The 26,265-nt window shown below is 41.0% G+C and carries 28 protein-coding genes; all 28 read right to left on the bottom strand.

The genetic code is table 11. The features are described 5' to 3' along the window. Nucleotides 1–52 precede the first annotated feature (52 nt). The 28 genes from MHI60_RS16080 to der all read right to left on the bottom strand — a co-directional run bounded on the left by MHI60_RS16080 (nt 53) and on the right by der (nt 26,250). Nucleotides 53–499, bottom strand: a complete 447-nt coding sequence (locus tag MHI60_RS16080) for a YpiF family protein (protein WP_144484498.1) — start codon at nt 497–499, stop codon at nt 53–55. 61 nt (nt 500–560) lie between these two features. Beyond that, nucleotides 561–1,100 carry a ReoY family proteolytic degradation factor gene (locus tag MHI60_RS16075; protein WP_008344562.1) on the bottom strand — a complete coding sequence of 180 codons (540 nt, stop codon included), beginning with the start codon at nt 1,098–1,100 and terminating at the stop codon, nt 561–563. Between the two features lie 75 nt (nt 1,101–1,175). Then, nucleotides 1,176–2,447 carry a tetratricopeptide repeat protein gene (locus MHI60_RS16070; RefSeq protein ID WP_095408873.1) on the bottom strand — a complete coding sequence of 424 codons (1,272 nt, stop codon included), beginning with the start codon at nt 2,445–2,447 and terminating at the stop codon, nt 1,176–1,178. A 280-nt stretch (nt 2,448–2,727) separates the two neighbouring features. Beyond that, nucleotides 2,728–4,014: a 3-phosphoshikimate 1-carboxyvinyltransferase gene (aroA, locus tag MHI60_RS16065; protein WP_144484501.1), complete on the bottom strand. Its 1,287-nt coding sequence runs from the start codon at nt 4,012–4,014 to the stop codon at nt 2,728–2,730. Nucleotides 4,015–4,024: 10 nt separating this feature from the next. Then, entirely contained in the window at nt 4,025–5,140 is a 1,116-nt protein-coding gene (locus MHI60_RS16060; RefSeq protein ID WP_095408875.1) for a prephenate dehydrogenase, read from the bottom strand. Nucleotides 5,141–5,254: 114 nt separating this feature from the next. Beyond that, nucleotides 5,255–6,352 (bottom strand): histidinol-phosphate transaminase, encoded by a 1,098-nt coding sequence (gene hisC / locus MHI60_RS16055; protein ID WP_144470965.1) that lies wholly within the window; start codon nt 6,350–6,352, stop codon nt 5,255–5,257. Nucleotides 6,353–6,363: 11 nt separating this feature from the next. Continuing rightward, nucleotides 6,364–7,167: a tryptophan synthase subunit alpha gene (gene trpA, locus MHI60_RS16050; RefSeq protein ID WP_095408877.1), complete on the bottom strand. Its 804-nt coding sequence runs from the start codon at nt 7,165–7,167 to the stop codon at nt 6,364–6,366. Continuing rightward, nucleotides 7,164–8,363 carry a tryptophan synthase subunit beta gene (gene trpB, locus MHI60_RS16045; protein ID WP_144470967.1) on the bottom strand — a complete coding sequence of 400 codons (1,200 nt, stop codon included), beginning with the start codon at nt 8,361–8,363 and terminating at the stop codon, nt 7,164–7,166. The genes trpA and trpB overlap by 4 nt, the downstream gene beginning before the upstream one ends. Further along, nucleotides 8,344–9,012 carry a phosphoribosylanthranilate isomerase gene (locus MHI60_RS16040; RefSeq protein ID WP_144470969.1) on the bottom strand — a complete coding sequence of 223 codons (669 nt, stop codon included), beginning with the start codon at nt 9,010–9,012 and terminating at the stop codon, nt 8,344–8,346. The genes trpB and MHI60_RS16040 overlap by 20 nt, the downstream gene beginning before the upstream one ends. Continuing rightward, the gene (gene trpC, locus MHI60_RS16035; RefSeq protein WP_095408880.1) at nt 9,009–9,761 is read right to left on the bottom strand and encodes an indole-3-glycerol phosphate synthase TrpC; all 753 of its coding nucleotides are present in this window, start codon (nt 9,759–9,761) and stop codon (nt 9,009–9,011) included. Before trpC ends, MHI60_RS16040 begins: the two co-directional genes overlap by 4 nt. Next, a complete protein-coding gene (gene trpD / locus MHI60_RS16030) occupies nt 9,754–10,776 on the bottom strand; it encodes an anthranilate phosphoribosyltransferase (protein ID WP_095408881.1) in 1,023 nt (340 codons plus the stop codon). Before trpD ends, trpC begins: the two co-directional genes overlap by 8 nt. Continuing rightward, complete coding sequence (trpE, locus tag MHI60_RS16025) at nt 10,748–12,295, bottom strand: anthranilate synthase component I (protein ID WP_144470971.1); 1,548 nt, start codon at nt 12,293–12,295, stop codon at nt 10,748–10,750. Before trpE ends, trpD begins: the two co-directional genes overlap by 29 nt. 231 nt (nt 12,296–12,526) lie before the next feature. Then, the gene (aroH, locus tag MHI60_RS16020; RefSeq protein WP_024422804.1) at nt 12,527–12,910 is read right to left on the bottom strand and encodes a chorismate mutase; all 384 of its coding nucleotides are present in this window, start codon (nt 12,908–12,910) and stop codon (nt 12,527–12,529) included. Continuing rightward, complete coding sequence (gene aroB / locus MHI60_RS16015; RefSeq protein ID WP_144470973.1) at nt 12,907–13,998, bottom strand: 3-dehydroquinate synthase; 1,092 nt, start codon at nt 13,996–13,998, stop codon at nt 12,907–12,909. The genes aroH and aroB overlap by 4 nt, the downstream gene beginning before the upstream one ends. Beyond that, a complete protein-coding gene (aroC, locus tag MHI60_RS16010) occupies nt 13,998–15,170 on the bottom strand; it encodes a chorismate synthase (protein ID WP_024422806.1) in 1,173 nt (390 codons plus the stop codon). Before aroC ends, aroB begins: the two co-directional genes overlap by 1 nt. A 73-nt stretch (nt 15,171–15,243) precedes the next feature. Next, nucleotides 15,244–16,023, bottom strand: a complete 780-nt coding sequence (locus tag MHI60_RS16005; RefSeq protein ID WP_144470975.1) for a protein-glutamate O-methyltransferase CheR — start codon at nt 16,021–16,023, stop codon at nt 15,244–15,246. Between the two features lie 145 nt (nt 16,024–16,168). Next, nucleotides 16,169–16,615, bottom strand: a complete 447-nt coding sequence (ndk, locus tag MHI60_RS16000) for a nucleoside-diphosphate kinase (protein WP_095408886.1) — start codon at nt 16,613–16,615, stop codon at nt 16,169–16,171. 129 nt (nt 16,616–16,744) lie between these two features. Continuing rightward, nucleotides 16,745–17,707, bottom strand: a complete 963-nt coding sequence (hepT, locus tag MHI60_RS15995; protein ID WP_144470977.1) for a heptaprenyl diphosphate synthase component II — start codon at nt 17,705–17,707, stop codon at nt 16,745–16,747. 24 nt (nt 17,708–17,731) lie between these two features. Further along, a complete protein-coding gene (locus MHI60_RS15990; RefSeq protein WP_024422810.1) occupies nt 17,732–18,436 on the bottom strand; it encodes a demethylmenaquinone methyltransferase in 705 nt (234 codons plus the stop codon). 3 nt (nt 18,437–18,439) lie between these two features. Next, nucleotides 18,440–19,207, bottom strand: a complete 768-nt coding sequence (locus MHI60_RS15985; RefSeq protein ID WP_095408888.1) for a heptaprenyl diphosphate synthase component 1 — start codon at nt 19,205–19,207, stop codon at nt 18,440–18,442. Nucleotides 19,208–19,322: 115 nt separating this feature from the next. Next, nucleotides 19,323–19,553 carry a trp RNA-binding attenuation protein MtrB gene (gene mtrB, locus MHI60_RS15980; protein ID WP_008344541.1) on the bottom strand — a complete coding sequence of 77 codons (231 nt, stop codon included), beginning with the start codon at nt 19,551–19,553 and terminating at the stop codon, nt 19,323–19,325. A 24-nt stretch (nt 19,554–19,577) separates the two neighbouring features. Further along, nucleotides 19,578–20,147: a GTP cyclohydrolase I FolE gene (gene folE / locus MHI60_RS15975; RefSeq protein ID WP_003215789.1), complete on the bottom strand. Its 570-nt coding sequence runs from the start codon at nt 20,145–20,147 to the stop codon at nt 19,578–19,580. A 190-nt stretch (nt 20,148–20,337) separates the two neighbouring features. Then, nucleotides 20,338–20,616 carry a non-specific DNA-binding protein Hbs gene (gene hbs / locus MHI60_RS15970; protein WP_003215863.1) on the bottom strand — a complete coding sequence of 93 codons (279 nt, stop codon included), beginning with the start codon at nt 20,614–20,616 and terminating at the stop codon, nt 20,338–20,340. Nucleotides 20,617–20,990: 374 nt separating this feature from the next. Then, nucleotides 20,991–22,469 (bottom strand): stage IV sporulation protein A, encoded by a 1,479-nt coding sequence (spoIVA, locus tag MHI60_RS15965; protein ID WP_008344534.1) that lies wholly within the window; start codon nt 22,467–22,469, stop codon nt 20,991–20,993. Nucleotides 22,470–22,673: 204 nt separating this feature from the next. Continuing rightward, nucleotides 22,674–23,399: a hypothetical protein gene (locus MHI60_RS15960; protein WP_144484503.1), complete on the bottom strand. Its 726-nt coding sequence runs from the start codon at nt 23,397–23,399 to the stop codon at nt 22,674–22,676. 18 nt (nt 23,400–23,417) lie between these two features. Next, nucleotides 23,418–23,621 carry a DUF2768 domain-containing protein gene (locus MHI60_RS15955; RefSeq protein ID WP_034280421.1) on the bottom strand — a complete coding sequence of 68 codons (204 nt, stop codon included), beginning with the start codon at nt 23,619–23,621 and terminating at the stop codon, nt 23,418–23,420. Between the two features lie 266 nt (nt 23,622–23,887). Next, nucleotides 23,888–24,925, bottom strand: a complete 1,038-nt coding sequence (locus MHI60_RS15950; protein ID WP_095408892.1) for an NAD(P)H-dependent glycerol-3-phosphate dehydrogenase — start codon at nt 24,923–24,925, stop codon at nt 23,888–23,890. 14 nt (nt 24,926–24,939) lie between these two features. Further along, nucleotides 24,940–26,250, bottom strand: coding sequence for a ribosome biogenesis GTPase Der (gene der, locus MHI60_RS15945; RefSeq protein WP_060697190.1), 1,311 nt, complete (start codon nt 26,248–26,250; stop codon nt 24,940–24,942). Nucleotides 26,251–26,265: the final 15 nt, after the last annotated feature.

The raw sequence follows: 26,265 nt of genomic DNA, 5'->3' as shown, positions 1-26,265 counted from the left end.
TTCACAAGGTCAACATCCTAAAAAGCTATGTACAATGCAAATGTAAGGGTTTTTATGAAGGGTTCCATTTTTGTAACAAAAAGTTCAAAATTTGTTCTACACTGTCTTGAATGACTTTTTGCTTTAATTCAACCTTCAAATGCTCCAGCGGAACAGGCTTGAGCAAAAATAGCGATTCACTGATCTCAGCATGCTCTTTCCACTTGTGATCAGATGTGATCAATATGACATGCTGAAAATGATCTTTGAGCGACTGCTTCATTGTGAGTATGTCTTCTTGTCTCCGGTCACTCACTTCCAAATATGTATGTGGCGGAAAAAGAAAAACCCGTCCTTTTAACTGTCTTTCAAGTTCATCTGCTACAAGAATAGTAAATTCTCCCAAAGACACGGTTTGTTTCATTTGATCCGCATCAATCCCAACTAATGGAATGATAGCGGTATCAATGTAATCTTTAGATTGCAAAAAGCGATCCGCGTCCTCTGATTGAAACCTCATCAAATTCCCCTCTTTCATGACATAAGCCCTGCCTGTATAGGGCAAGGCTTATTCGTTCAGTTTATGACAATAGGCTTAATTCTTTTGCCAGCTTATTAAATGTTTCTTGATCATGACGGTCAAGTGCTTCATCTATCTCTTTCATAAGCCGTTCTTTTTGGAAAGTTGCGATTGAGTGCTCAAGCACTTTCTCAGCAAGATCCTTATCTTTTTCGTTCTCATAAAGATCCTTTGGAATATGAGGATTTGTTTCAAGAACCGCTGCATATTCCGGCGAACGATATGCAGAACGGAAATTCAATTGAATAAACAAATCCTGCTGTTTATTCAAACGAATATCATGAAATGACTTTTCAGCATCTGTCGTCATGATGTTTTCTTTATAAAATCTAAAGGGAACTTCATCCACACAATGTGTCGACATGATGATTCCCCTTGGGCAAAATTCTGCTTGCTCTACAAAATGAACCTTTTCCATCAAAGAGTCGTGACTCATTAAATAATTTAATATCCAAACACACTCTCTTCGCTTTAGCTGATAATGGTTTAAGAACCACCGGATAAATTCCTTCTTTTCATTGACAGAAACAGGGGTCTGCATGTTATTCCCTCCTCTATCGTAAATTAAATTGCTATACATGAATTATTCAACAAACCAGTTCTTCATTCCTGCAAACTATAAGGAAATTTCGTCTTCAATTCTTAAAATCGTTTCTTCAATTTCTTCATTCGTGCCATCTTTCTCAAGAACTTTGCGTAATAACGGCAATGCCTCTTTTTGTCTGCCCTCTTCTAAAAGGAACGAAGCGTATTCATATAAAAAGTCACGTTCCTCATCAAAATCAGGCAGGGCAAGCTTGAAATACTCGGCAGCTTCTTTGTATTCTTCTCGTCCGACAGAAGCAGATGCAGCATACCAATTCCATTTAGGATCATCTTCCCCAAAGCTTTTAACCTCTTTAATAACATCTAGAATTTCATCAAACAGCTCTTCATTTAAATAGATCGCCAGCAATGTTTGAACTGCTTCAATATAACCCGGATCGAGAGCAAGTGCTTCTTGAAGCAGTTTTTTCGCATCTTCTGAATCTCCATTTTTCAAATCAATCTTGGCACCATATAAATATAATTCTTTGTTATACTCATCAACTTTAATACCCTCTTTTACTACCTCTAAAGCCTCGTGATATAGTCCTTCTTCCTCATAACTTTTCGCTAAAGGCATATAAAGTGACGAATAGGACGGATCAATATCTTTCAATTCTGTCAGCTGCTGAATGGCTGTTTTCGTTCTGCCAGCCCTCATTGCTGTAAATCCGTAGCCAAAAAGAGTATTCGGGTCTGCTTGATCTTTTACTGCCTTTTCGTACCATTCAAGTGCATCCTCAAATTCTCCAGCTGTGCTGAGTGATTCAGCGAGCCGCTGATACACATTGACACCGCCAACCTCATGCTGTTGATCTGCCACTTTGTAGAAATAATCGGCCGCTTTCTTTGAAAGACCTTGAGAAAAATACAACTCACCTAATGCAAAATCGATGATGGCTTCATTCGGAAGTAGTTCTTTCGCTTTTAAAAGCTTTTGTTCACTGACTTCAAATAGTCCTTGCATTTGATACAAATCTGCCATTAACAATAAACTCTCTGGGTACGCATCATCATGTTCAGGAATCGTTTCTAATACTGCAATCGCCTTCTCTTCCTCATCAGAGTCAATCAACAGCTCTGCATAAAAACACGTTAAACCTGTTTCCTCTGGATATAAATCATGTAAATCACTGATGAGATTCCGTGCTTTATCGATATCTCCCCAATCATAATATAATTGAGCCGCCTGCGCCTTTTCTTCATCATGCAAATGCTTCTCTGCTTGAGCAAGTGTTTGGAGTCCTTTTTCAGTCTCACCTGCCTCAACTAATTTTATGGCTTCTTGTAATGAACTATTCAAATCAAACCGTTCCTTTCTGTTTCCAAAAACCTAAACTATTGTTACTTCATATCATAATCGACAGGTACGCATCCAGCAAATATGTTGCTCTTTTAAATTGAACCCATTTTTGTGTTTTAAAGACTGTTTTTCATTTCATCCTTTACGAAACTGATGATTTGTAAACTGCAAGCACTGTTTTTATCGAACAAAATGATTTTTTTCAAGGTTTCACCTTGAGACAAGCTATGCTATATTTCTGACAAATATGCAAAAGGAAAGAAAAAGCCTGAGGACATCCTCAGACTGTTTTCGTTAAGTATTCAATGTGTTCAAAGAAATTCGGGTATGAGACACGAACAGCATCTGTATCTTCAATCTCAATTGCTTGCTTTGTCACACATGCTGCAATTCCCAGCATCATACCGATACGGTGATCTCCGTAGCTTGAGACGACTGCGCCGCCTTGAAGCGTAGTTTTACCATGAATCTGCATACCATCATCTGTTGCTTCAATATCAGCACCGAGTTTTTTTAGTTCTGATACGACTGTATCAATTCGATTGGTTTCTTTTACCTTTAACTCAGCAGCATCTTTAATGATCGTTGTTCCTTCTGCTTGGGTCGCAAGAAGCGCAATAATCGGAATTTCATCGATGAGTCTTGAAATCATGTCACCAGAAATTTCAATCCCTTTTAATGATGAAGTAGATATCGTTAAATCACCATACGGTTCTCCGCCTTTGGCATCTACTTCATTGATCTCAAGGTTTGCACCCATAAGTTTCAGCACATCAATAATACCGGTTCTTGTTTTGTTTAGCCCGACATTTTTTAAAACGATTCGGCTATTAGGAACGATTGATCCAGCTACAAGGAAAAATGCAGCTGAAGAGATGTCTCCAGGAACAAATATATCTGTTGCTGTTAATGTCTGGCCGCCTTCAATGGAAACACTTTGTTCATCTTCAGCTAGTTTTACACCAAACATAGAGAGCATTCTTTCTGTATGATCTCTTGATTTATGTGGTTCAATTAATGTCGTTGTTCCCTCTGCTTGAAGCCCAGCTAAAAGGACAGCCGACTTAATTTGTGCACTTGCCACCGGAGATTCATAAGAGATTCCTTTTAAATGACCACCACGAATAGAAAGTGGTGTATACTCGCCATTTGCTCTGCCGTCTATTTTGGCTCCTAGTTGTTTAAGCGGACCCGTCACTCGTTTCATTGGTCTTTTGGCAATACTCTCATCACCGATTAGTGTACTGTGAAACTCACAACCAGCTAATATTCCCATCATTAATCGAATGGTTGTACCAGAATTGCCTACATCAAGAATGTCAGACGGCTCCTTGAGCTCTTTCAGTCCCTTACCATGAATGACAACATCTGTCCCTTTTTGTTCAATTTCAACGCCCATCTTTCTAAAGCAATCAATCGTACTTAAACAATCCGCTCCAGGAAGAAAGTTTTTCACTAATGTGGTCCCATCAGCAATTGCACCAAACATCACTGATCGATGTGAAATAGATTTATCACCTGGGATATGAATTTCTCCATTCATAGGAGCATTTTTATGAATTTTCATGTTTGTCACCTCAGTCAGCATAAAATGTATCGTAATTCGCTCTATTTTTTATACAGATTTCTGCACGCTTTCGGTCGTCATCTGTTTGAAAACTAATGCGTAAAATCCCATTAATGTCTTCCCGTGTCTCAATAATACGGATATTTGTAATACTAATGTTTTCACTTGCTAGATGACCTGTGATCTCTGAAATAACCCCAGGGTGATCCGGAACATCGACATACAGATCATAAAAAGCAGGAATGGCTCCTTTTTTCCTTAGAGGAAGTCCATCGCGATATTCCTTTGCATCTTGAAAATAAGAGAACAATCCTTCAGCATCTTCTTGCTGTACGAAGGTTTCAATGCGGTTGATCTCTTTTTTCCATTCATGAAAACGGTCTAAAATCTTGTGTTTATTGTGCAGCAGGATATCCCGCCACATTGCAGGATTGCTTGAAGCAATTCGTGTGATATCACGAAAGCCTCCAGCAGCAAACCGTTTAACAAGTGGGAATTGTTCTTCAAAATGATGTGCTTGATGCACAAGGCTGGCTGCAACAATATGAGGAAAATGGCTAATAACACTTGTCACAGCATCATGTTCTTCTGGTGTCATCTCAATGAAATGAGCATTTGTCCCCTTTAACAAATCCATCAACTGATCAACAGCTTGACGGTTTGTTTCCTTTGCAGGCGTTAATATGTAGAACGCATTTTCAAATAAAAAGTCTTTCGCTGCAATAACACCTGACTTATGAGAGCCTGCCATTGGATGTCCACCAATAAATTGGTAATGCTTAGGCAATGCTCTTTCAGCAAAATGGACGACCTTTTGCTTTGTGCTGCCGACATCAGTGATTGTGAGTTCTCTATCAATTCCAGAGTCTGCAATATCGCTAAGCATCTTCACTGTTTGCTGGACAGGTGTTGCCAAAATAATGGTCGAAGCTTCTTCTAAGCCCGCCATAAACGAATCAGCGGCTAAATCAATGATACCCAGCTTTGTTGCAGCAACCATTTGCTCTTTGGAAACATCAAATCCTACAATTTTTTTATGAGGATACTCTTTTTTAATTGAGAGTGCAATGGACCCTCCAATTAAACCTAGTCCAGCGATTAATATTGTTTCGTTTGCATCATTCATATTCATCACCTGATTTTTCGCGAAAATTAAACAACCTATTTCAACAGCTTATATGTATTGAGGTTGGTACAATGAAAGTCATATCCCGCCTTAGGATATGACTTTCAGGTTATGCTACGCACGAATGCCTTGCATTAAATCGGCAAGTGTACTTAAAATTTCTTCATTTTGCTCTTTTGTTCCGACGGTAATACGTAAAGAAGTCGGAAAACCAAGTGCTTTCCCGGAACGAACAATGTAGCCTTTTTTCAATAATGCATTGAACAATTCATCGGCATCTCTTTTAAAATCAATCAGCACAAAGTTTGTTTGAGATGGATAGATATATAGTCCAAAACGGTCAGCAAAATCTTGATATTGCTTAAGGCCTGCTTCATTTTTCTGTCTGCATGCTTGAATGAAGTCTTGATCTTTTATCGCTGCACGCGCAGCTGCCTGAGCGATACGACTAGTATTAAACGGTTCTCTCGCTGGTTCAATGGCAGTAATCAGCTCTTCTGATGCAATTCCGTAGCCTACTCGAAGCGCTGCAAGTCCATACGCTTTAGAAAACGTTCGAAGTACAATGACATTTTGATAAGTTTTTAATAAAGATAAACTGTTTGGAAAATCTTCCGCACGAACGTATTCAAAATACGCTTCATCTAGTACAACAAGCGCGTGAGCTGGCACTTCGTCTAAAAACGCCACAATCTCAGATTCTGACAAATGATTTCCTGTCGGGTTATTTGGATTACATACCCAGACAACCTTCGTGTTTTCATCGATCGCATCCAGCATACCCTTCAGATCGTGAGCTCCTCCGTCTAAAAGAGGCACTTCTCGAATTTCAGCATGTTCAATCACTGCATTGTGACGGTATTGCGGAAAAGATGGTGATGGGATGACGGTATTTGTATGTTGGTCAAGGAATGCTCTCGCAATAATTTGCACAAGTTCATCTGAGCCATTCCCGAAAATTAATTGTTTTTCACTTACTTGAAGAAACTCAGCAAGCTCCGTTCTTAAACTTGCGCTGTATCCATCAGGATAAATCGCTAAATGTTCGAGCTCAGCTTGTATTGCCTCTCTTGCATGTACAGAACATCCAAAAGGGTTTTCATTTGAAGCCAATTTCACAATTTTGTCTAATTGATATTCTTTTTTGACCTCTTCAATTGGTTTCCCAGGTTGATACGGTTTTAGCTGTTTTAATTGATCTTTGATTTGCAAAATGTTTCACCTCATTTGAATGAATAGAGGGGACTAAATGTTTTTGCATATGTTTCAAATTCTCTTAAAGCCTCTTGGCGTGTATCACTTGCTAGCAATTGCTCTTGAAGCTCTTCAATTTTTTTCACAAGCGCACTTCCGACAACAACACCGTCACTCAGTTTATTCATTGAGTCTACCTGCTCTCTTGTTGAGATGCCAAAACCGACCGCAACCGGTATGTGACTCAGTTGTTTCACTTGTTGAATAAAATCTGTAATTGACGCGTCAAAGGATTGTCTGACACCTGTTACACCAAGAGATGAAACACAATACACAAAACCTTCTGCCTGCTCTACAATGTTTACTAATCGTTCCTTGCTTGTTGGTGCAACGAGTGAAATATATGAAATGTCATGTGTTTGACAGTTCTTTTGCAGCTCGCTGCTCTCTTCAAACGGCAAGTCGGGTGTTAAGAGTCCCGAAATATGATTTTTGCGCAGTAAAGCGAAAAAGTATTCTGTGTCTAATTGTAACACAGGATTATAATACGTAAATAGAATTACAGGAATTTTTACACCGTTTTTTTTCATCTTCCCTGCTAATTCTATCGCTTTTACGATATTCATGCCATGATTTAGAGCTCTTTTGGAAGCTCTTTGGATGACAGGACCGTCCGCTAGTGGATCGGAATAAGGAACACCTAGTTCAATCGCATGTGCACCGGCTGCTTGAAGGGAGATAGCTAAATCAATCGTGATGTCTTCTGACGGATCTCCTGCTGTGATAAATGGGATAAATAATTTCTCGCCTTGCTCTAATTGAAATGTGATCATTTTGCTTTCCCCTCACTTTCAAGCACGTTCATTAATGTATGCACATCCTTATCGCCTCTTCCTGACAGGCAGACAAGGACGATTTCATCTTCATTCATCGTCTTGCTTACCTCAAACGCCTTGGCTAGTGCATGTGCAGATTCAATTGCTGGCAGAATTCCTTCTTTTTCAGTCAGCAGCTTTAGGGCATCTAGTGCTTCTTGATCTGTCGCACTTACATATTGAACCCGTCCGCTCGCATGTAAATATGCGTGCTCTGGTCCAATTCCCGGATAATCTAAACCAGCGGAGATAGAATATGGCTCAATAATTTGACCAAATTCGTCTTGGATTAAATAGGTCAAAGATCCGTGAATCACTCCTTTTGTTCCTTTCGTGATGGTTGCAGCATGGAGCTGAGTATCGATTCCCTTTCCAGCGGCCTCTACACCAATGATATCTACCTCTTCATCTAAAAACGCCCGGTACATTCCAATGGCATTACTCCCGCCGCCGACACAGGCAATGACTTTTTGAGGAAGCGTGCCCTCTTTTTCAAGCAGCTGCTCTTTTGCTTCATCACCAATCATCCGCTGGAACTCGCTGACGATTTGAGGATACGGATGAGGGCCTACAACGGAGCCGATCATATAAAAATGATCACTGCAGTGCTGAACCCAATAGCGGATAGCCTCGTTGGTCGCGTCTTTTAATGTGCCATTCCCGCTTGTGACAGGTATGACTTCAGCGCCAAGCAGTTTCATTCGGAAAACATTGAGTGATTGTCTTTCCACATCTTCTTTTCCCATAAATACCGTGCAGGATAGCCCGAACTTTGCGGCTACCGTTGCAGCAGCTACTCCGTGCTGACCTGCGCCTGTTTCTGCGATGATGTTTGATTTCCCCATTTTTTTCGCAAGCAGGGCCTGCCCTAACGCATTGTTAATTTTATGAGCACCTGTGTGGTTTAAATCTTCTCTTTTCAAATAGATTTTTGCGCCGCCTAGGTATGCTGATAATTGGTCAGCATATGTAAGCGCAGTAGGTCTGCCTGAATAGTTTCGAAGTAGTGATACATATTCTGCCTGAAAAGCAGGGTCTTCTTTTAATTCGCGAAATGCTTGTTCGATTTCTGCAAGTGGCTGCATGAGCGTTTCCGGGACAAATTTCCCTCCGAATTCTCCGTATCTGCCAATCTCATTTGGATATGCGTACATCATTTAACATCCTTTCTTCGAGCGCTTCGATCTTAGCGCTGCTTTTCTTCCCGTTTTCTTCTATTCCGCTTGAAAGATCGAGCGCTTCTGGACCATAGGTAAGGAGCTCTGCTACCGTTTTTGGTGTGATGCCGCCTGCAATTATGCAAGTCTTCCCTAGCCGTTTTGCATGTTTAACGTATAGAGGCACTGCCTCCCAAGCAAAAGCTGTTCCAGAGCCGCCTCTCATCCCTTTTACTTTCGAATCAATGAGGAAGCCATCGACAACAGGCGCAAATGCCGTCATTTTTTCAAGCGTTCTTGTTACATCGGACTCGTGGTGGAACACTTTCCAAACGACAGCCCCTGTTTGTTGTTTGATTTCTTTTGCGTCATCCTGCGTTTCATCTCCATGAAGCTGTACGATATCTAAAGGAATATATTTAGTGATGTCACACACTTTTTGTATCTCTTCATTTACAAATACACCGGCGATCTTTTTCTTACACTTTGTTTGGATGAGCCATTGTTTCACTTGATCTGGCTGGACTTGTCTTTTACTTGGAGCAAAAATAAATCCGATGGCATCTGCGTGAGATTGCGCAATGCATTCCACATCTTCTTGAGATACTGCTCCGCAATATTTTAAATAAGGCTTCATCGTATTCATTCTCCAAACAATGTCTGAACGGCTTTTTCTTGTGATTGTTCTCTCATTAATGATTCACCTACAAGGACTGCACCAGCTCCATGTTTCTTCACAAAGGTTAGATCATCGAATGTTTGAATACCGCTCTCACTCACTAGTAAGGCATCGTTTGGAACGAGTGGTGCGATCTCTTTTGTTTGTTCGACTGTTGTTGTAAATGTATTTAAATTCCGGTTGTTCACTCCAATGATTTCCGGAGTGAACAACTTTAAAATATTTTCCAGTGTATCTGCTGCATGTACTTCGACAAGGACATCAAGGTCTTTCTCTTTCGCTTCAGCATAGAGCTCGTGCAGCTTTTGCGGCTCAAGTACTTCTCCAATTAATAAAATGGCATCTGCTCCTATACGTCTTGACTCTTCTACCTGTATGGAGTCAATGATGAAATCTTTTCTTAAAATCGGACGATCGATTTGTTTTTTAATAAGGGACAGGTATTCGTTTTTCCCTTGAAAGAACGGTTCATCCGTTAAAACAGATAAGCAATCAGCGTTTGATTTTTCGTAAGCTTTTGCTGTTTTTAATGGATCAAAATTCGGTTGAATGATTCCTTTGGAGGGAGACGCTTTTTTCACCTCAGCAATTAGACCAATTGAGCGATGAGGATTCATAAGTGCTTCTTTAAAGGATCGTCTTTCAAAGTGTCCATCCTCTGGTAACTGCAATGTTTGGATATGTTCTTTTTTGCGGGCAATGATTTGATTAAGCATAGATCTCTTCCTCCTTCGTTTTTTGTTTTAACCGAGCCAATTGTTCTTTAGCTGCACCATTTTTAATTGTTTCAAACGCTTTTAATGTTCCTGCCATGAGGCTTTCTGACTTCCCTGCGACATATAAAGCCGCTCCAGCATTCAGGGCTGTAATATGAAGCGGCGCCCCTTCTGTTTGATGATTCAATATATTCTGAATCAATTTGGCGCTCTCTTCCGGTGATTGGACCTGAATATCTGATAAATATCCTTTTTGCAGCCCAAAGTCTTCTGGGTTTAGTGTATATTCTGTCATGACATCTTTTTTGAGTTCAATCACATACGAATTTGCAGTAATCGTTAATTCATCCAGTCCATCTTCTCCGCAGACAAACAGCACATGTTCTGGCTCTAACGGCGCAAGGGCTTTCGCCATTAATTTCGCCTTTTCCTTTGAGTAAACGCCAATGATTTGCTTTTTCGCTTGCATTGGGTGGCAAAGCGGGCCTAATAGATTAAATACCGTCCGGAAGCCTAGCTGCTTGCGGACTGCGGCTACTTGTTTCATAGATGAATGATACAATGGTGCAAATAAAAAGCCCATGTTTTTCTCTTGTATTTGTCTTCTTGTTTCTTCTGGTGTGGATTGAATGTGAATCCCAAGACACTCTAGTACATCAGCACTCCCGCTTTTAGAAGAAACTGATCGATTTCCGTGTTTGGCGATTTTGGCTCCAGCAGCAGAAGCGACAATGGCGGCAGCAGTTGATATATTAAAGGTGGAGAGTCCATCGCCTCCTGTGCCGCAAGTATCAACAACATCAAGCGATCGTTCCATTGGTTCTGCATTTTGCCGCATGGCTTTCACGAAGCCTGTCATTTCTTCAGCGGTTTCTCCTCTATGCGCTAAAATCGAGAGACTTGCAGCGACTTCCGCATCTGTTAAAGTGCCGCTCATCATATCATGCATGAGTTTATTTGCTTCATTTTCTGATAGAAAGCCTCCATTAACAAGAGCTGATAGTCGGTGATTCATCCTGCACACTCTCCTTTTCTGAGAAAATATGTTCCGCAAGCTGAATGGCTTTCAGAAGTGCTCCTGCCTTGTTGCAAGTTTCTTCCCATTCATTTTCCGGGACAGAATCAGCCACAATGCCGGCGCCTGCTTGTATAGAAGCGGTCTGATTTTTGACGCTCATCGTACGAATGGTAATACAGGAGTCGATATTGCCGTCGAATCCAATATAGGCAATACAGCCGCCATACGTTTCCCTTGGCTCAGGCTCCATTTCATTTAGTAATTGCATCGCTCTTATTTTGGGAGCACCTGTTAATGTACCTGCAGGGAATGCGGACATGAGCGCATCGACTGGATGTGTATCCCGCTTTAGCTTTCCTGTCACAATGGAGATGATGTGCATGACATGTGAAAAATTCACTACTTTTGTAAAGGTCGGTACGGACACACTGCCGTATTCTGCCACACGGCCTACATCATTTCTGGCAAGATCCACTAACATGTAATGCTCTGCTTTTTCCTTTTCATCTTCAAGCAGTTCTCTTGCTAGCTCAGCATCCTCTTCTCTTGTTCTTCCTCGTTTTCTTGTGCCTGCAATAGGATGAATTTCTAGATGCCCATTTTTAGCATGAATTAATCGTTCTGGCGAGCTTCCAACTAAATCACGATCTTTTAATTTCATAAAATACATATATGGAGATGGATTCACAATCCGAAGCACGCGGTATAACTCAAATGAACTCACTGACACAGGGATATCAAATCGCTGTGAGAGTACGCCTTGGAAAATATCACCCGCTCGAATGTAGTCTTTGATTTTTTCTACGTCTTTTAAAAATTGCGCTTTTTCATAGGTGGACGTCACATGTTCAAAGGACGGCGGCTCATTCATATTCCCTGATAAAATCAGTTCTTTCATATCAACCTTTGAATGGAGCTTGTGAATCATCTGTTCAAGCTGCTTTTGATTTTCTTTGTAAGCGCGTATTTTTTCGTCTTCTGTTTCATGTCCGGTTAGCTCGGTGTACTGGATAAAATGAACATGATTTGTTTCATGATCAAAGGCAATCATTGTTTGGCAGACAAATAATGTGCAATTTTCTGCCAGCGATGCGCTTCGGTGAGGCCTGACAGAAGGTTCAATGTTTGGGATCAGATCGTAGCTTAAGTACCCAACAGCCCCGCCTGTAAATGGGATATCAATATCTGGCGTTTTGATTTGATATTGCTCTTTCATCCAATCTAGCAGTTCTTTCAGCTCTTGCTTTCGCATGACTTCCTGCCCCGCAGCGTCACGTGCAATGTATTTGTTTTGGTCATCGTGTAAGGTTAAAAACGGGTGCAATCCAATGAAGGAATATCTCGACCAGCTGGAAGACTCATCTTTGCTTTCTAGCAAATACACAATATCTTGTTTGAGTTTTTCAACAATTTGAATCGGTGAGAGCGTATCGACTGTAATGGTTTCAACAATTGGGATCGTTTTGTAGGACTCACTGTCCTTTAAAAATTGGGTCAGGTTTGATTGGGAATTCATAAGCACACTCCTTAAATGGGATTAAGGAGAATGAGGGGACATATAGAGGGTTTGTATGAGTATACGAAATAAGCCTAAAAGAGGGTTACTCTTTTAGGCAGTATGATTAAATAGAAGTATCGTATCTCTGCTCAACTCTACTCATCTCAACTACCCTAGTCTCATTCTCATCTTCTCTAAGCTTGCAATGCCGTTTACACCTGTGTGTAAACTTCGGCTGTTCATATCGTATTATAATTCCTTGTTTTTTGTCAACTGTAAATCAGGGCGAAGCGTCACTGCTTCTTCCAAGTACACATGCTGTATGTCTTCCTGCTTTGTATCTGTCTGGACAGTCATTAAGACACGAATACATTGCTTTAAACCGCCATCAATGTCCAGTTCCTGCATACATGTAACAGGTACATATGTCCATCCTTCAAACTGACGAAGTGCTTTTGCCGGAAAAACGGAGTGAATATCTTGTGTAGCTGAAATCAAGATCTGCACGACACGTTCTGGATCTACTTGGTTTCTTGAAATGATCGCTTCTAGCAGCTGTTTCGTTTTGTTTAACACTTCTGTTTCTGTATCTTCTATCACAGTTGTAGCCCCACGTATCCCGCGAAACATCATAGACATCCCTCCTCCCGTTTCCATTCTTCGAGCCAGTAGTGCAGCTCATCTTTTGTGAAAGACTGTAAGGTGACGTCTCCAACCTGTTTTAATAAAACAAATTGAACACTGCCGCCTCTTGCTTTTTTATCACCAATCATCCGGTCAACAAATGTTTTCGTGGAAATATCTTGTGTGACTTGCACCGGGAACCCGAGCTCTTTCATCCACTCTTTTAGTTCCGTACGATTGAAACTGAGTCCCAGCTGCTTTTCGCTCACATACAGCGCAAACTGCATGCCGATTGCAATGGCATCTCCATGTGTGATGGCGCCGTATCCGTACTCTGCTTCAATGGCATGCCCGAGTGTATGGCCTAAATTCAAAAATGCACGCACGCCTTGTTCTTTTTCATCTTCTTGAACAATTGACGCTTTGACTTGAATGCCTTGATACAGCATATGTGCCAGATCGCTCTTTGATATATCCGTCAGAGAACGAATGGACATCAGTTCTGATAAAAATTCTTCACTTGAAATCAGTGCATGTTTGATGACTTCTGCAAAGCCTGATCTTCGTTCAATTTGAGATAGAGTCTCAAGCATACTCGTATCATAGATCACAGCTTTCGGCTGATGAAACGCACCGATTAAATTTTTACCGAGCGGATGGTTGATCCCTGTTTTCCCGCCAACTGCACTGTCATGTGCCAGCAGCGTCGTCGGAACTTGGATAAAGTCAATGCCTCTCATATAAGTGGCAGCTGCAAAGCCAGCCAAATCTCCAATCACGCCGCCTCCCAGCGCAATGATGCAGGAAGAACGATCAAGCTGAAATTGAATGGCTTTCGTATGAATATGCTCAAATTCGGCAAAGGATTTTGACTGCTCTCCGCTTGGCACAACCACTTTGTTCACAGGCCACTTCTGCTGAAGTAAGCGAACCATCTCATCACCATAAATGGCATCAACAGCTGCATCTGTGACGATTAAGAGCTTCGTATAGGAATGCCCAGTGGAAGTTATCAAGTCAACGATATTGCGTTTAATCCCATCACCGATAAATACAGGATAAGTGGCTGAAGACGTCTTAACTTCCAGTGTTTTCATTAAAATTCCCTCTGAAGCTGGCGCATTTTTTCAACATTTTCTTTAATGCGGTCGATTTGGTCAAGGCCAAACTGCTCTACAACTGCATTGGCAATTTCCCATGCCACGACTGCTTCTGCGACAACACTTGCAGCAGGAACGGCACAGCTGTCAGAGCGTTCAATACTTGCAGAGAAAGGTTCTTTTGTTTCAATGTCAACGCTTTGAAGCGGCTTATAAAGAGTAGGGATTGGCTTCATCACCCCTCTTACGACAATTGGCATACCCGTTGACATTCCGCCTTCAAGACCACCTAGGCGATTTGTTTTTCTCGTATAGCCCTTTTCTTCATCCCAGATGATTTCATCATGGACCTCACTGCCATTTTTAGAGGCTGCCTCGAACCCAATACCGAATTCAACCCCTTTAAAAGCGTTGATACTAAGTACGGCGCCAGCAAGCTTGCTGTCTAATTTACGGTCATAATGAACATAGCTGCCAACCCCAACCGGCATTCCTTCAACGATGACTTCAACAATTCCACCAATTGAATCGCCGTTTTTCTTCGCTTCATCAATTGCATCCATCATTTTCTGACCTGCTTCACTGTCATAGCAGCGAACAGGTGATTCTTCTGTTACCTTTTGCAAATCTTCAATAGACTCATATGCTGTATGAGCTGCCTTCACTCCGCCAATTTCGAGAACATGTCCAGCTACTTTAATCCCTAGATGCGCCAAGATTTGTTTGGCAACTGCGCCTGCTGCTACGCGAACAGTTGTCTCGCGGGCTGATGAGCGCTCTAATACGTTTCTCATATCACGGTGTCCATATTTGATCGCACCATTTAAATCCGCATGTCCTGGTCTTGGACGGGAGATTTGACGCTTCATTTCACTTTCTTCTTCTTCTGTGATCGGCTCTGCCCCCATCACCTTTGTCCAGTGCTTCCAATCGTTATTTTCAACAACAAGTGCGATTGGAGAACCCAATGTTCTCCCGTGGCGAACACCACTTAACACTTTTGCCTGGTCTTTTTCAATCTGCATTCTTCTTCCGCGGCCATGACCTTTTTGTCTTCTAGCCAATTCATAATTGATGTCATCCTGCTCTATGTAAAGTCCCGCTGGAACTCCTTCAATAATTGTGGTCAGTTGTGGACCATGTGATTCACCTGCTGTTAAGTACCTCATGACTCAATCTCCCTTCATCGCATTAACGCTTTTAAGTAAAAATATAATAACATACTTGCTACTAAAAAGTCAGCTACATACCCTTCTTTTGATAAAAGAAAGTATCAGCAGATGTCAGTCCAAACTTTTCTGGGTGAAAAATTTGCTCTGTAGAACCAACAAATAATACGCCATTTTGTTTTAAACTGCTGCTCATTTTCAAGTAAATTTCTTCTTTTGCCTCTTCAGTAAAGTAAATCAGTACATTTCGGCAGACGATGAGGTCAAGCTGTTTCTCATATGGATCTGCCAAAAGGTTGTGCTTCTTAAATTGAATATGCTTTCGAACCTCATCCTTCACAGTGTAAAAGGAAGAATCTTCTTTTGTGAAATATTTTTGCTTGATATGATCTGGTACCTCTTGCAGAGAGCGTTCATGATATCTGCCTTTTTGAGCTGACTGTAGAACTTTATCATCAATGTCAGTTGCAATAATTTGGAAGTCTTTCACAAGAGGATGACCGGACAGCAGCATGGAGAGTGTATATGGCTCTTCTCCTGTCGAACATGCTGCACTCCAAATCTTTAATGTGCCGCCATTTTTCGATAGCAGCGGCAGGATTTTTTGATCAAGTACTTCCCAGCGCTGATAGTTTCGGTAAAATTCTGACACATTAATCGTCATGCGGTCCATCGTCTCATCTAATAGTGCTCTGTCTTTTTCAAGCGCGGCCGCGAATGCCTCAAAATCTTTATATCCTTTTTTATCATAAAGTGATGTTAATCTCCGTTTCATTTGTGCTTCTTTATATAAATTCAGATCAACCCCGGTTAGTTTTTTCCATTTTCCAACAAATACTTGATATGAATCCATCAATGTCCTCTCCTGTCTCATCTATCTTTGTCCTAGTATAGCTGTTTTTATCGAAAATTTGTATCTTCTCATGCGAAATTTCGTGTAGAAAGTTCAATATAAAAAAAGCCAAAGTGCTCATTGGATGAACACCTTGGCTTGAAGCTTAATAAATCCAGCTTGAGATGGTTTGATCCCAGCTTATGAGTTCTTCTTGTTTGAAGAATAAGTTAATTTCTCTTTCAGCACTTTCTGGTGAGTCTGACCCATGGATAATGTTTTTTCCAACAGTTAAACCATAGTCTCCTCTTATTGTGCCCGGAAGCGCTTCCTTTGGATTTGTTTTGCCGATAATCTGTCTTGTTACGTCTACCACCTGTTCGCCTTGCCATACCATTGCAAATACAGGTCCTGACGTAATAAAGTCAACCAATTCCCCGAAAAACGGTTTTTCTTTATGCTCTCCGTAATGTGTTTCTGCTACTTCCTTTGGAATACTCATTAGTTTTGCACCAACAAGCTGAAGCCCCTTTTTTTCGAATCTTGACACAATGTCACCGATTAATTGTCTTTCCACACCATCAGGTTTGACCATAAGAAATGTTTTGTCCATATACGTTCTCCACCCCGTCGTTATGTATGTATAGGCTTACATTGTTACAAAGTGATCGTATCATTTTTTATTATAATAATCAATTTTTGACAAAAAATTTCACAAAAAAACCAATCAACGTAACGTTGATTAGAATTTTCGTTTCCCAATATATTTTGCAATGGAGGCGAGTGACGTTCTCGCTCTTCCTCGAGGAAGTTTGTCGAGCTGTTCAAAAGCTTTTTTCAAATACATTTCACTCACTCGAATCGAGCGGTCAATCGCATCTGTTTGTTTGAGGCTTTCAATGACAGGCTTCAGCTGCTTCTCCGTCGTTTCACTATTGATCAGCTTCAATTGACCTTCTAGTGTCGGATTCTTCAGTGCATATAAGACTGGGAGTGTGACATTCCCTTGCAAAAGGTCTCCTCCAACAGGCTTGCCCAGCTCTTCTTCAGTTGATGTGAAATCAAGGACATCATCAATGATCTGATAAGACATGCCAACATAGTATCCAAACCAATAGAGGGCTTTATGTGTTTTTTCCTCTGTACCTGCTGCAATGGCGCCTAATTGACAGCTGCCTGCAATAAGCAAGGCTGTTTTTCGTTTGATTCTTCTTAAATATGTACGCAGGTTCTGTTCCATATTATATTTATCTTTCACTTGCTCTATTTCCCCAAGACAGAGCTCAACGACCATTTTTGACAAAATTTCATGTGCCATTGGGTGGTTGATTTTTGTCATGTATTCAAGTGATCTTGCAAACATATAATCCCCTGTGTACATGGCAATTCTGTTATCCCATTTTGCCTTAATCGTTGGTTTTCCTCTTCTCAGCTCTGCATCATCAATGACATCATCGTGAACGAGTGATGCCATATGAATCAGCTCGAGGGCAACGGCAACATATTTAATTTTATTAATGTCATAGTTACCAAACATGCCTGAAAGGAGAACAAAAACGGGGCGGATTCGTTTTCCGCCCGCTTGCAGCAAATGAAGACCTGCTTCACTTAATAATGCATAATCAGAGCGAACTGTTTGTTCAAGCTCTTTTTCAATTATATCGATATCTTGATTTAAAAAAGAGATCATTGCTTTTAGTTTCATTATCTTCACCCAAATATCGTTTATTCAAAGCTTCTTTCCGATATGTGTTGCTGCTACACCGCCTGTAAATGGATGATACGAGACATCAGACAACCCGGCCTCTTCGAACAGAGCGGCGAGCTCTTTCATGCCAGGGAACGTTTTGGCTGATTCTTGAAGCCATGAATACTCCTGATAGCTTTTGGCAAACAGTTTACCAAAGAGCGGCATAATGTATTTGAAATAGATATAGTAGCCTTGCTTAAAGCCGATCATCTCAGGCTGTGAAGTCTCAAGACAGACAACCATTCCACCAGGCTTCACTACTCTTGTCATTTCCTTTAGCACCGTTAAATAATCAGGGACGTTTCTAAGTCCAAAACCGATGGTGACATAATCAAATGAGTTGTCCTCAAAAGGGAGCTCCATCGCATTGCCGTGAAGCAATTCAATCTGTTTGTAGCCCCCAGTTTTCACCTTCGTTTCTCCAACACTCAGCATGTTTTTACTGAAATCAAGGCCTTTGACTTCGCCTTTCTCTCCAACAGCATCTGCGAGCGCAATTGTCCAATCGGCTGTTCCGCAGCATACATCTAATGCTTTAGAGCCTTTTTGCACATTCATGAGTTTCATTGTTTTATCGCGCCATTTTTTATGCTGTTTAAAGCTGATGACAGAGTTCATTTGATCATAGTTTTTATAAATTTTTTCAAATACACCGTGTACTCGCTGTTCTTTTGATTGCTGCATGACTTACCCTTCTTCCACTTTCTGATGGTACGCAGGCTCATTTTTCATATGATCCAAGCGATTTAATAGCTCTTTTTGAACGACCGGAGATGAAACAAGATGCTCCTTGATCGGCCGTTTGGCCTTTTCATAGCCTTCATTCTCAAAGTTGTCAAAGCACGAATAGGCGTCCGTATAACTATCGTTCAAAAAAAGTTTTAAATGTTTGTCATCTTCTGCTTGTTTCATGAAACGCTTATAAACAAGGAAACGACTTGCAATCTCATTCCAATGCGTCAATTGAAAATGCTCAGAAATCCTTTGGAATAGTGCAGATTCAACTGTAGCTACACTTTTATAAAAGTGCGCTGCATCTTGAATGGACCGGTCATACAGTCTAATTTTATGTTCATTGATCTCTTTGATCGCCGTAGCGAGCGTCCGGATCATATAGATGTCTTTCATGTCAGAGAGAAGAGAATAATAGAGACCGCTGAAATAGTCTCCTGCTAGGATGGTCAGCTGACGATTTTTGAATTCGTCTTGCTTGATGGCTGCAGCAGTTGTGACTTCGTCATGGGTATCAAGGGCAATTTGCACAAGCATCGCCGTTAAAATATAATTTTCTTTTTTCTCTGCATCAATTTGAGCTTCATCAAACATTGCATGAAAAAGAAGGAGCTTGTCTTCATCGATGAGTGGAGCGCGTAAATGCTTCGCCAAATAAGGATGAGAAAGCTTTTTATTTAATTTTATATTTAGATTAGATAAAATTCCGTAGATGTCTTGCAAAGATATCACCCTTGTCCCAAAAATTACAGTTTCATATGTAGCCCTGCACATTGTATAGAGATTTATTATACCATATCAGCTCTCACTTTTATGCTATCAAGTGCATACAAGTTCTTTATTTCTTTGCTTCGCTTTGAATTTCGCCGAAGCTTGTTTGAATGACAGCATCGCCTCTTACTTTGATCGCTGACGTATGCTCAGTAAATTGTGCAATGATTACTTCACCTTTATCGAGCTTCTCGGAATGGTGAAATCTTGTATCAGAGCCTCTTGTTAGGCCGATGACATTTACACCATTATCAATGGCTTTAATCACCACAAAATCAGATGCTTTATTTTCACTCATTTTGTTCACCTTCCATCTATTGAATTAGTCGTTTTTAATAAAGGAAAGCACTTCTGCTCTTGCGGCTGCATCATTTGCAAATGTGCCGCGGACTGCTGAGGTTACTGTTTTAGCGCCTGGCTTTTTCACTCCGCGCATCGTCATGCACATATGCTCTGCTTCAACGACAATCATCACACCATGCGGATTAAGTGTTTCCACCATACTATCTGCAATGGTTGATGTAATGCGTTCCTGAAGCTGCGGGCGCTTTGCCACGGCTTCGACAGCTCTTGCCAGCTTACTAAGTCCTGTTACTTTTCCGCCACGCGGAATATAAGCGACATGGGCTTTCCCGTAGAAAGGTACGAGGTGGTGTTCACACATTGAATGGAAAGCAATATCTTTTACAAGAACGAGTTCTTCGTGGTCTTCACCAAAAATGGTTTTAAAATGTTCTTTTGGATCTTCATTTAATCCCGAGAACACTTCTTCATACATTTTTGCTACTCGTTTTGGGGTATCAAGAAGTCCTTCACGATCCGGATCTTCTCCGATTGCTTTTAATATATCGCGTACCGCGTGTTCGATTAATTCTTTATTTATTTCACTCATGTATTATATCCTCCAAAGGCGATTACATTTCATTCAGATTCTAGCACACTTCAGATCCTAAAAGCAAAGGAGAGCGTTCTAAACGAACCTTTTGATTCAAAAGGAAAAGCCCCTTATGAAAGGGGCTTTTCTAGACCAGTGTGAAACTGTATATGTATAACTCCTTCAACAGGATCATTACACATAACGATTATTTACCTGCCACCGCGTCTTTAAGTGCTTTACCTGGTTTGAAAGCAGGTACTTTGCTTGCAGGGATTTCGATCTCTGCACCAGTTTGTGGGTTACGTCCTTTACGAGCTGAACGCTCACGTACTTCAAAGTTACCAAAACCAATAAGTTGGATTTTGTCACCATTTTTAAGTGCATCTAAAATTGTATCAAAAACAGAATCAACTGCTTTTGTCGCGTCTTTTTTAGATAACTCGCTTGCTTCAGCAACCGCGTTAATAAGTTCTGTCTTGTTCATGCCTTTCACCTCCTCCCAAAAATATGCATTCAGTAGATTGTTATCATTTCTTCACAATTCATCTTCTTTCTATACCCTTTTTCAGAAAAAAAGAGCGTCTAGAAAGCGTTATACATGGCTTTTCATTAGAAAACAACTCTTTGAAGGAATGTTTGTCCAACAAAGTGAAGATTTTCTGTAAGTAGATTAACACATATGAAATACCATATCAAGCATTTTAAAGGGAAGAATCCTTATTCGTCAAGGATTAAGGGCACTTTTGCGAACGAATATTCCTAATTTCAACCTGAATCTGACTAATCTTTATACAATTGTCTTTTTATGACTCATTCTATACACAAAAAAAAGACCCCATCAATGAGAGGTCTCACTTGCTATAAAATAATCGCGATCAAACCGCCTGATCCTTCGTTGATGATTCTTTCAAGTGTTTCCTTCAGCTTATATCTTGCGTTTTCCGGCATGAGAGACAGCTTTGCTTGAATGCCTTCTCTAACAAGGGAGCTGAGGGAGCGGCCAAATATATCTGAATTCCAGATGGAAAGCGGATCATCTTCAAAGTCTTGCATTAAGTAGCGGACGAGCTCTTCACTTTGTTTTTCTGTTCCGATAATCGGTGCAAATTCGCTCTCTACATCTACTTTGATCATGTGAATAGATGGAGCTACCGCTTTTAATCTGACGCCGAATCTTGATCCCTGCCTAATGATTTCTGGCTCATCTAAACTCATATCTGACAATGCTGGTGCTGCAATCCCGTAACCAGTCTGCTTCACCATTTTTAATGCGTCTGATACTTGATCATACTCTGTCTTAGCATGAGCAAAATCTTGCATGAGCTCTAGTAGATGGTCTTTTCCCCTAATTTCTACACCAACGACTTCTTTTAAAATATGGTCATATAGATCATCTGGCGCATACAGGTCAATTTCTGCAATCCCCTGACCCATTTCAATTCCTGCTAAACCCGCTCTTTCGATAAAATCAAATTCACTGAATTGACCAACGACACGGTCGACATCTCTTAATCTTTTAATATCCTTTACGGTTTCCTTCACTGAATCCTGATAGCTTTCTCTCAGCCAGTGATCTTCTTTCAGCACCATCACCCAGCTTGGCAGGTTCACATTCACCTCTAGAACTGGGAATTCATATAATGCTTCACGAAGAACACTGAGTACATCTTGTTCTCTCATACTTTCTACGCTCATGGCCAGTACTGGAATATCATACTTTTGGCTAAGTTCCTGCCGCAGCGCTTCTGTTTCAGGATGATATGGCCTCACAGAGTTGATGACCATAATAAACGGCTTTCCAACCTCTTTGAGTTCATCAATCACACGTTCTTCAGATTCAATATAATCATGTCTTGGGATTTCTCCAATAGATCCATCTGTTGTAATCACAACACCTATTGTTGAATGCTCTTGAATGACCTTGCGTGTACCAATTTCCGCTGCTTCATGGAACGGAATTGGCTCTTCATACCACGGCGTATTGATCATTCTAGGGCCATTTTCATCTTCATACCCGCGCGCACCAGGGACAGTGTATCCCACACAATCGACAAGCCTGATGTTGACATCAAGACCGTCACTCACGTGAATAGATGCTGCTTGATTCGGTACAAATTTTGGCTCTGTGGTCATAATGGTTTTTCCTGCTGCGCTTTGCGGCAATTCATCCTGTGCTCTTGCACGATCTGCCTCATTATTGATATTCGGGAGCACCACGAGCTCCATAAACTTTTTAATAAACGTAGATTTCCCTGTACGAACAGCGCCAACGACTCCTAAATATATATCGCCTCCTGTTCGTTCAGCGATATCCTTGAAAATATCGACTTTTTCCAAGTGATCCCCTCCCGGACTTGCTATCCTCGTTTTCAAATTAAATACTCTATACTTCAATCAAACTGTGCTTGAAAGGTGTCTGGACAATATATGTGTATGACGTTGTCCTATTTGAATATGACACCTTTTTGTTTTGAGAGTAAGTTTAGCCATAAAAAAACCTTTCTCCTCATTTATATGCAGAGGAAAAAGGTTCATTCTTGTTTATGACGTCTTTTTTTCTAAAAAGGCAGGCTCACCTTTTTTGTTGATGGTATATGGGACAGAAAACGCGGGTACAAACGGGGTTTCCTGCCAATATACATCTTGAATGTTTTCACCTGGTTTCAGCTTTTGCTTCGTATTCTTCAAAATATGAGCAAAATCACTGCGGTAGTCTACATAGATTTCGCCGTTTGATGAAATCAGTAATGGGAGGGAATTCCCTGTCACAGGACTCATGACCGCAGGCGGCGATTTTAATCCTAGTTTTTTTTCATTTAACGTATATAAATTGGCTGATACTACTTTGCCGTATGGCGGATATGTATGTTCATCTTGATACACCTTAATCCTAAGCCGTAATTCATTGATGGTCTGCGTCATTTTGACATCAAGCAGTTTCACAGTTGGTTTTTTTTCGACGTCTGTGAGGACATAAATATATTCGCCCCCACCTTCATAAGAAGTAGACGGTACATCGTGTAAATATCTTGGTGACAAGCGCTTAAAGTCGATGACATATTTCTGATACACCGGCGTGTCTGCTTCTTTCGTTTCTATAGGCAGAAGACCATTTGTTGCTTTTTGAAATTCCTCAATCGCTGTCTGTACACTTTGCAGCTGCTCTTCGTATGGCACCCGGTTTTCAGCTTTGCGATTCTCTGGATACAGACATCCTGTTAATAAAATAAGTGCTAACAGCGTGACACTGACTTTTGCTTTGATCATCACATTCTTCCTTTTTCTTTATTCATTGACCGGTCCGCTAAAGACAACTAAAAACACAATGATACCTGATATAAGCATCAAGCTGTATGCGACGGTTGAGGCTGTTATTTTAAGAAATTTACTTTTCAGCTTAAACCTGCTGAAATAAATGGTTACTACGGCTAAAAACATGAGCCCCATTGAACCAAGCGCAAACCACATCTTGATTAAAGCAAAACTCATCGTGCCTGTCCCCCTTCAAAACGAACGAATTGTAAGCGTTTATATTTCATTCTAAACCAAAAATAAGGTAAATATCAATCATTTTTCCAATCATTCAGAAAAAAGCGCATAAAAAAACTGAAGCAAAGAGGGGGACTCTGCTTCAGTCATTGGATCGACTATTTTCCTCATTCTGTAGAGGCAAAGCTCTATTCAAACTTCATTGCTATGTTATGCAAGTCTTCCCCTTCTTGCATCCTCTACATGCCTAAGTTCAGTCTTTCCTTTTATTTTGTTTGGTTTTCAAACATGTTCACAAGGTCTTCCATCTCATGCGTTTTCACACGTGCCATCAATGATTCTACAGCATCGTCCACCTTTTTCCCTTCAAACAGGACGCCGTAAAGAGCCTCTGTAATCGGCATGCTGACCTTGTATTCTTTGGAGAGCTGATAAGCGCCTTTTGTTGTGCGGACGCCTTCGACAACCATCCCCATTTTTTCAAGCACTTCTTCGAGCTTATATCCTTTACCAAGTAAATTCCCGCAGCGCCAGTTACGTGAATGAACACTTGTACATGTCACGATCAAATCGCCAACGCCTGTTAATCCGGCAAATGTAAGGGGGTTCCCTCCCATTTTTGTGCCAAGACGTGCAATTTCAGCGAGTCCTCTAGTGATAAGCGCCGCTTTTGCATTGTCACCATATCCAAGTCCGTCTGTGATACCAGCTGCAAGAGCAATGATATTTTTCAATGCGCCGCCAATTTCCACCCCAATCACATCAGGGTTTGTGTATACTCTAAAATGATTGTTCATGAACAAATCTTGAACAAATTGAGCTGCTTCAATATTTTCTGATGAGACAGTGACAGTTGTCGGATGACGCAGACCTACTTCTTCTGCATGACTCGGCCCTGAAAGGACAACGACAGCCTCTCTTTTCTCAGATGGAACTTCTTGTTCAATCATTTGAGAAATTCGAAGAAGTGTATCTGGTTCAATTCCCTTACTGACATGAACAAACGGCACCTTCGATGAGATCAGCTCATTTGCCTGCTTTAATACCTCACGAATGGCCTTTGTTGGCACAGCAACAATAATCGCCTCTGCCCCTTCTAAAGCCTGCTTCATATCAGTTGTCGCCTGAATAGACGCTGGCAGTTCGACATTTGGCAAGTAATCATGATTTTCATGTTTCTCATTGATTTGATCAATGAGCTCTTGTCTATGTCCCCACATGTGTACATCATGATGATTATCAGCTAATACAAGCGCAAGAGCTGTTCCCCAGCTGCCTGCTCCAAGTACTGAAATTTTCTTCATCCTGCTCACCCTTTTTATTTTCTCGCTCTCGCAAATATTTTAATCGGTGTTCCTTCAAAACCAAATGCATCTCGAATACGGTTTTCTAGGAAACGCTCATAAGAAAAGTGCATAAGCTCTGGATCGTTTACAAACACAACGAAGGACGGAGGCTTAATGGCCACCTGTGTTGCATAGTAAATTTTCAAGCGCTGTCCGTTATGAGTCGGCGTTGGATTCATCGCCACCGCATCCATGATAATATCATTTAAAATATTGGTTTGAACGCGCATTGCATGGTTTTCACTCGCTGTGATAATGGACGGCATTAATGTATGAATTCTCTTCTTCGTAAGAGCTGACATAAACAAGACAGGTGCATAATCAAGAAATTGAAAATGCTCGCGGATGTTTTGTTCAAATTCCTTCATCGTACGCTCATCTTTTTCAACAGCATCCCATTTGTTCACAATGATGACAACAGCTTTACCAGCTTCGTGTGCATAGCCAGCAATTCGTTTATCCTGCTCAATAATGCCTTCCTCGCCGTCAAGTACAACAGCGACAACATCAGAACGATCAATGGCTTTTAATGCACGAAGCACACTGTATTTCTCTGTTGTTTCATATACTTTTCCTTTTTTCCTCATACCTGCTGTATCAACAATAACAAAGTCACGCTGATTGTACGTAAACATCGTATCGACAGCATCTCTTGTTGTACCAGCGATATTGCTGACAATGACGCGGTCTTCTCCGAGCATAGCATTCACTAAAGAGGATTTCCCAACGTTCGGGCGGCCAATTAAGCAGAACTGGACAACTTCTTCAGCATATTGCGTATCCGGTAAATTCTTAAAATGTTCTGCCACTGCATCAAGCAGATCACCAAGACCTAATCCGTGTGTTCCAGAAATCGGATACGGCTCGCCAAATCCGAGTGCATAAAAGTCATACACGTCGCTTCTCATTTCAGGGTTGTCCAGTTTATTGACAGCAAGTACAACTGGCTTTTTCGTGCGATATAAAATTTTTGCGACTTCTTCATCCGCAGATGTCACGCCATCTCGGCCATTCACCATAAAGATAATGACATCCGCTTCGTCCATTGCGATTTCTGCCTGATGGCGAATTTGCGCCAAGAATGGCTCATCTCCAATATCAATTCCACCAGTATCTATTAAATTAAAGTCATAATTTAACCATTCAGCAGAGCTATAGATTCGATCTCTTGTTACACCAGGTGTGTCTTCTACAATCGATATTCTTTCGCCTGCGATTCGATTAAAAATTGTAGATTTTCCAACGTTGGGCCTTCCAACAATGGCTACGACAGGTTTACCCATAGTACCCTTCCTTTC

It is taken from the genome of Bacillus sp. FSL K6-3200 (genome assembly GCF_038630485.1).
GTDB classification, from domain to species: Bacteria; Bacillota; Bacilli; order Bacillales; family Bacillaceae; genus Bacillus; species Bacillus safensis.
This window is presented reverse-complemented; position numbering and strand designations above follow the sequence as displayed.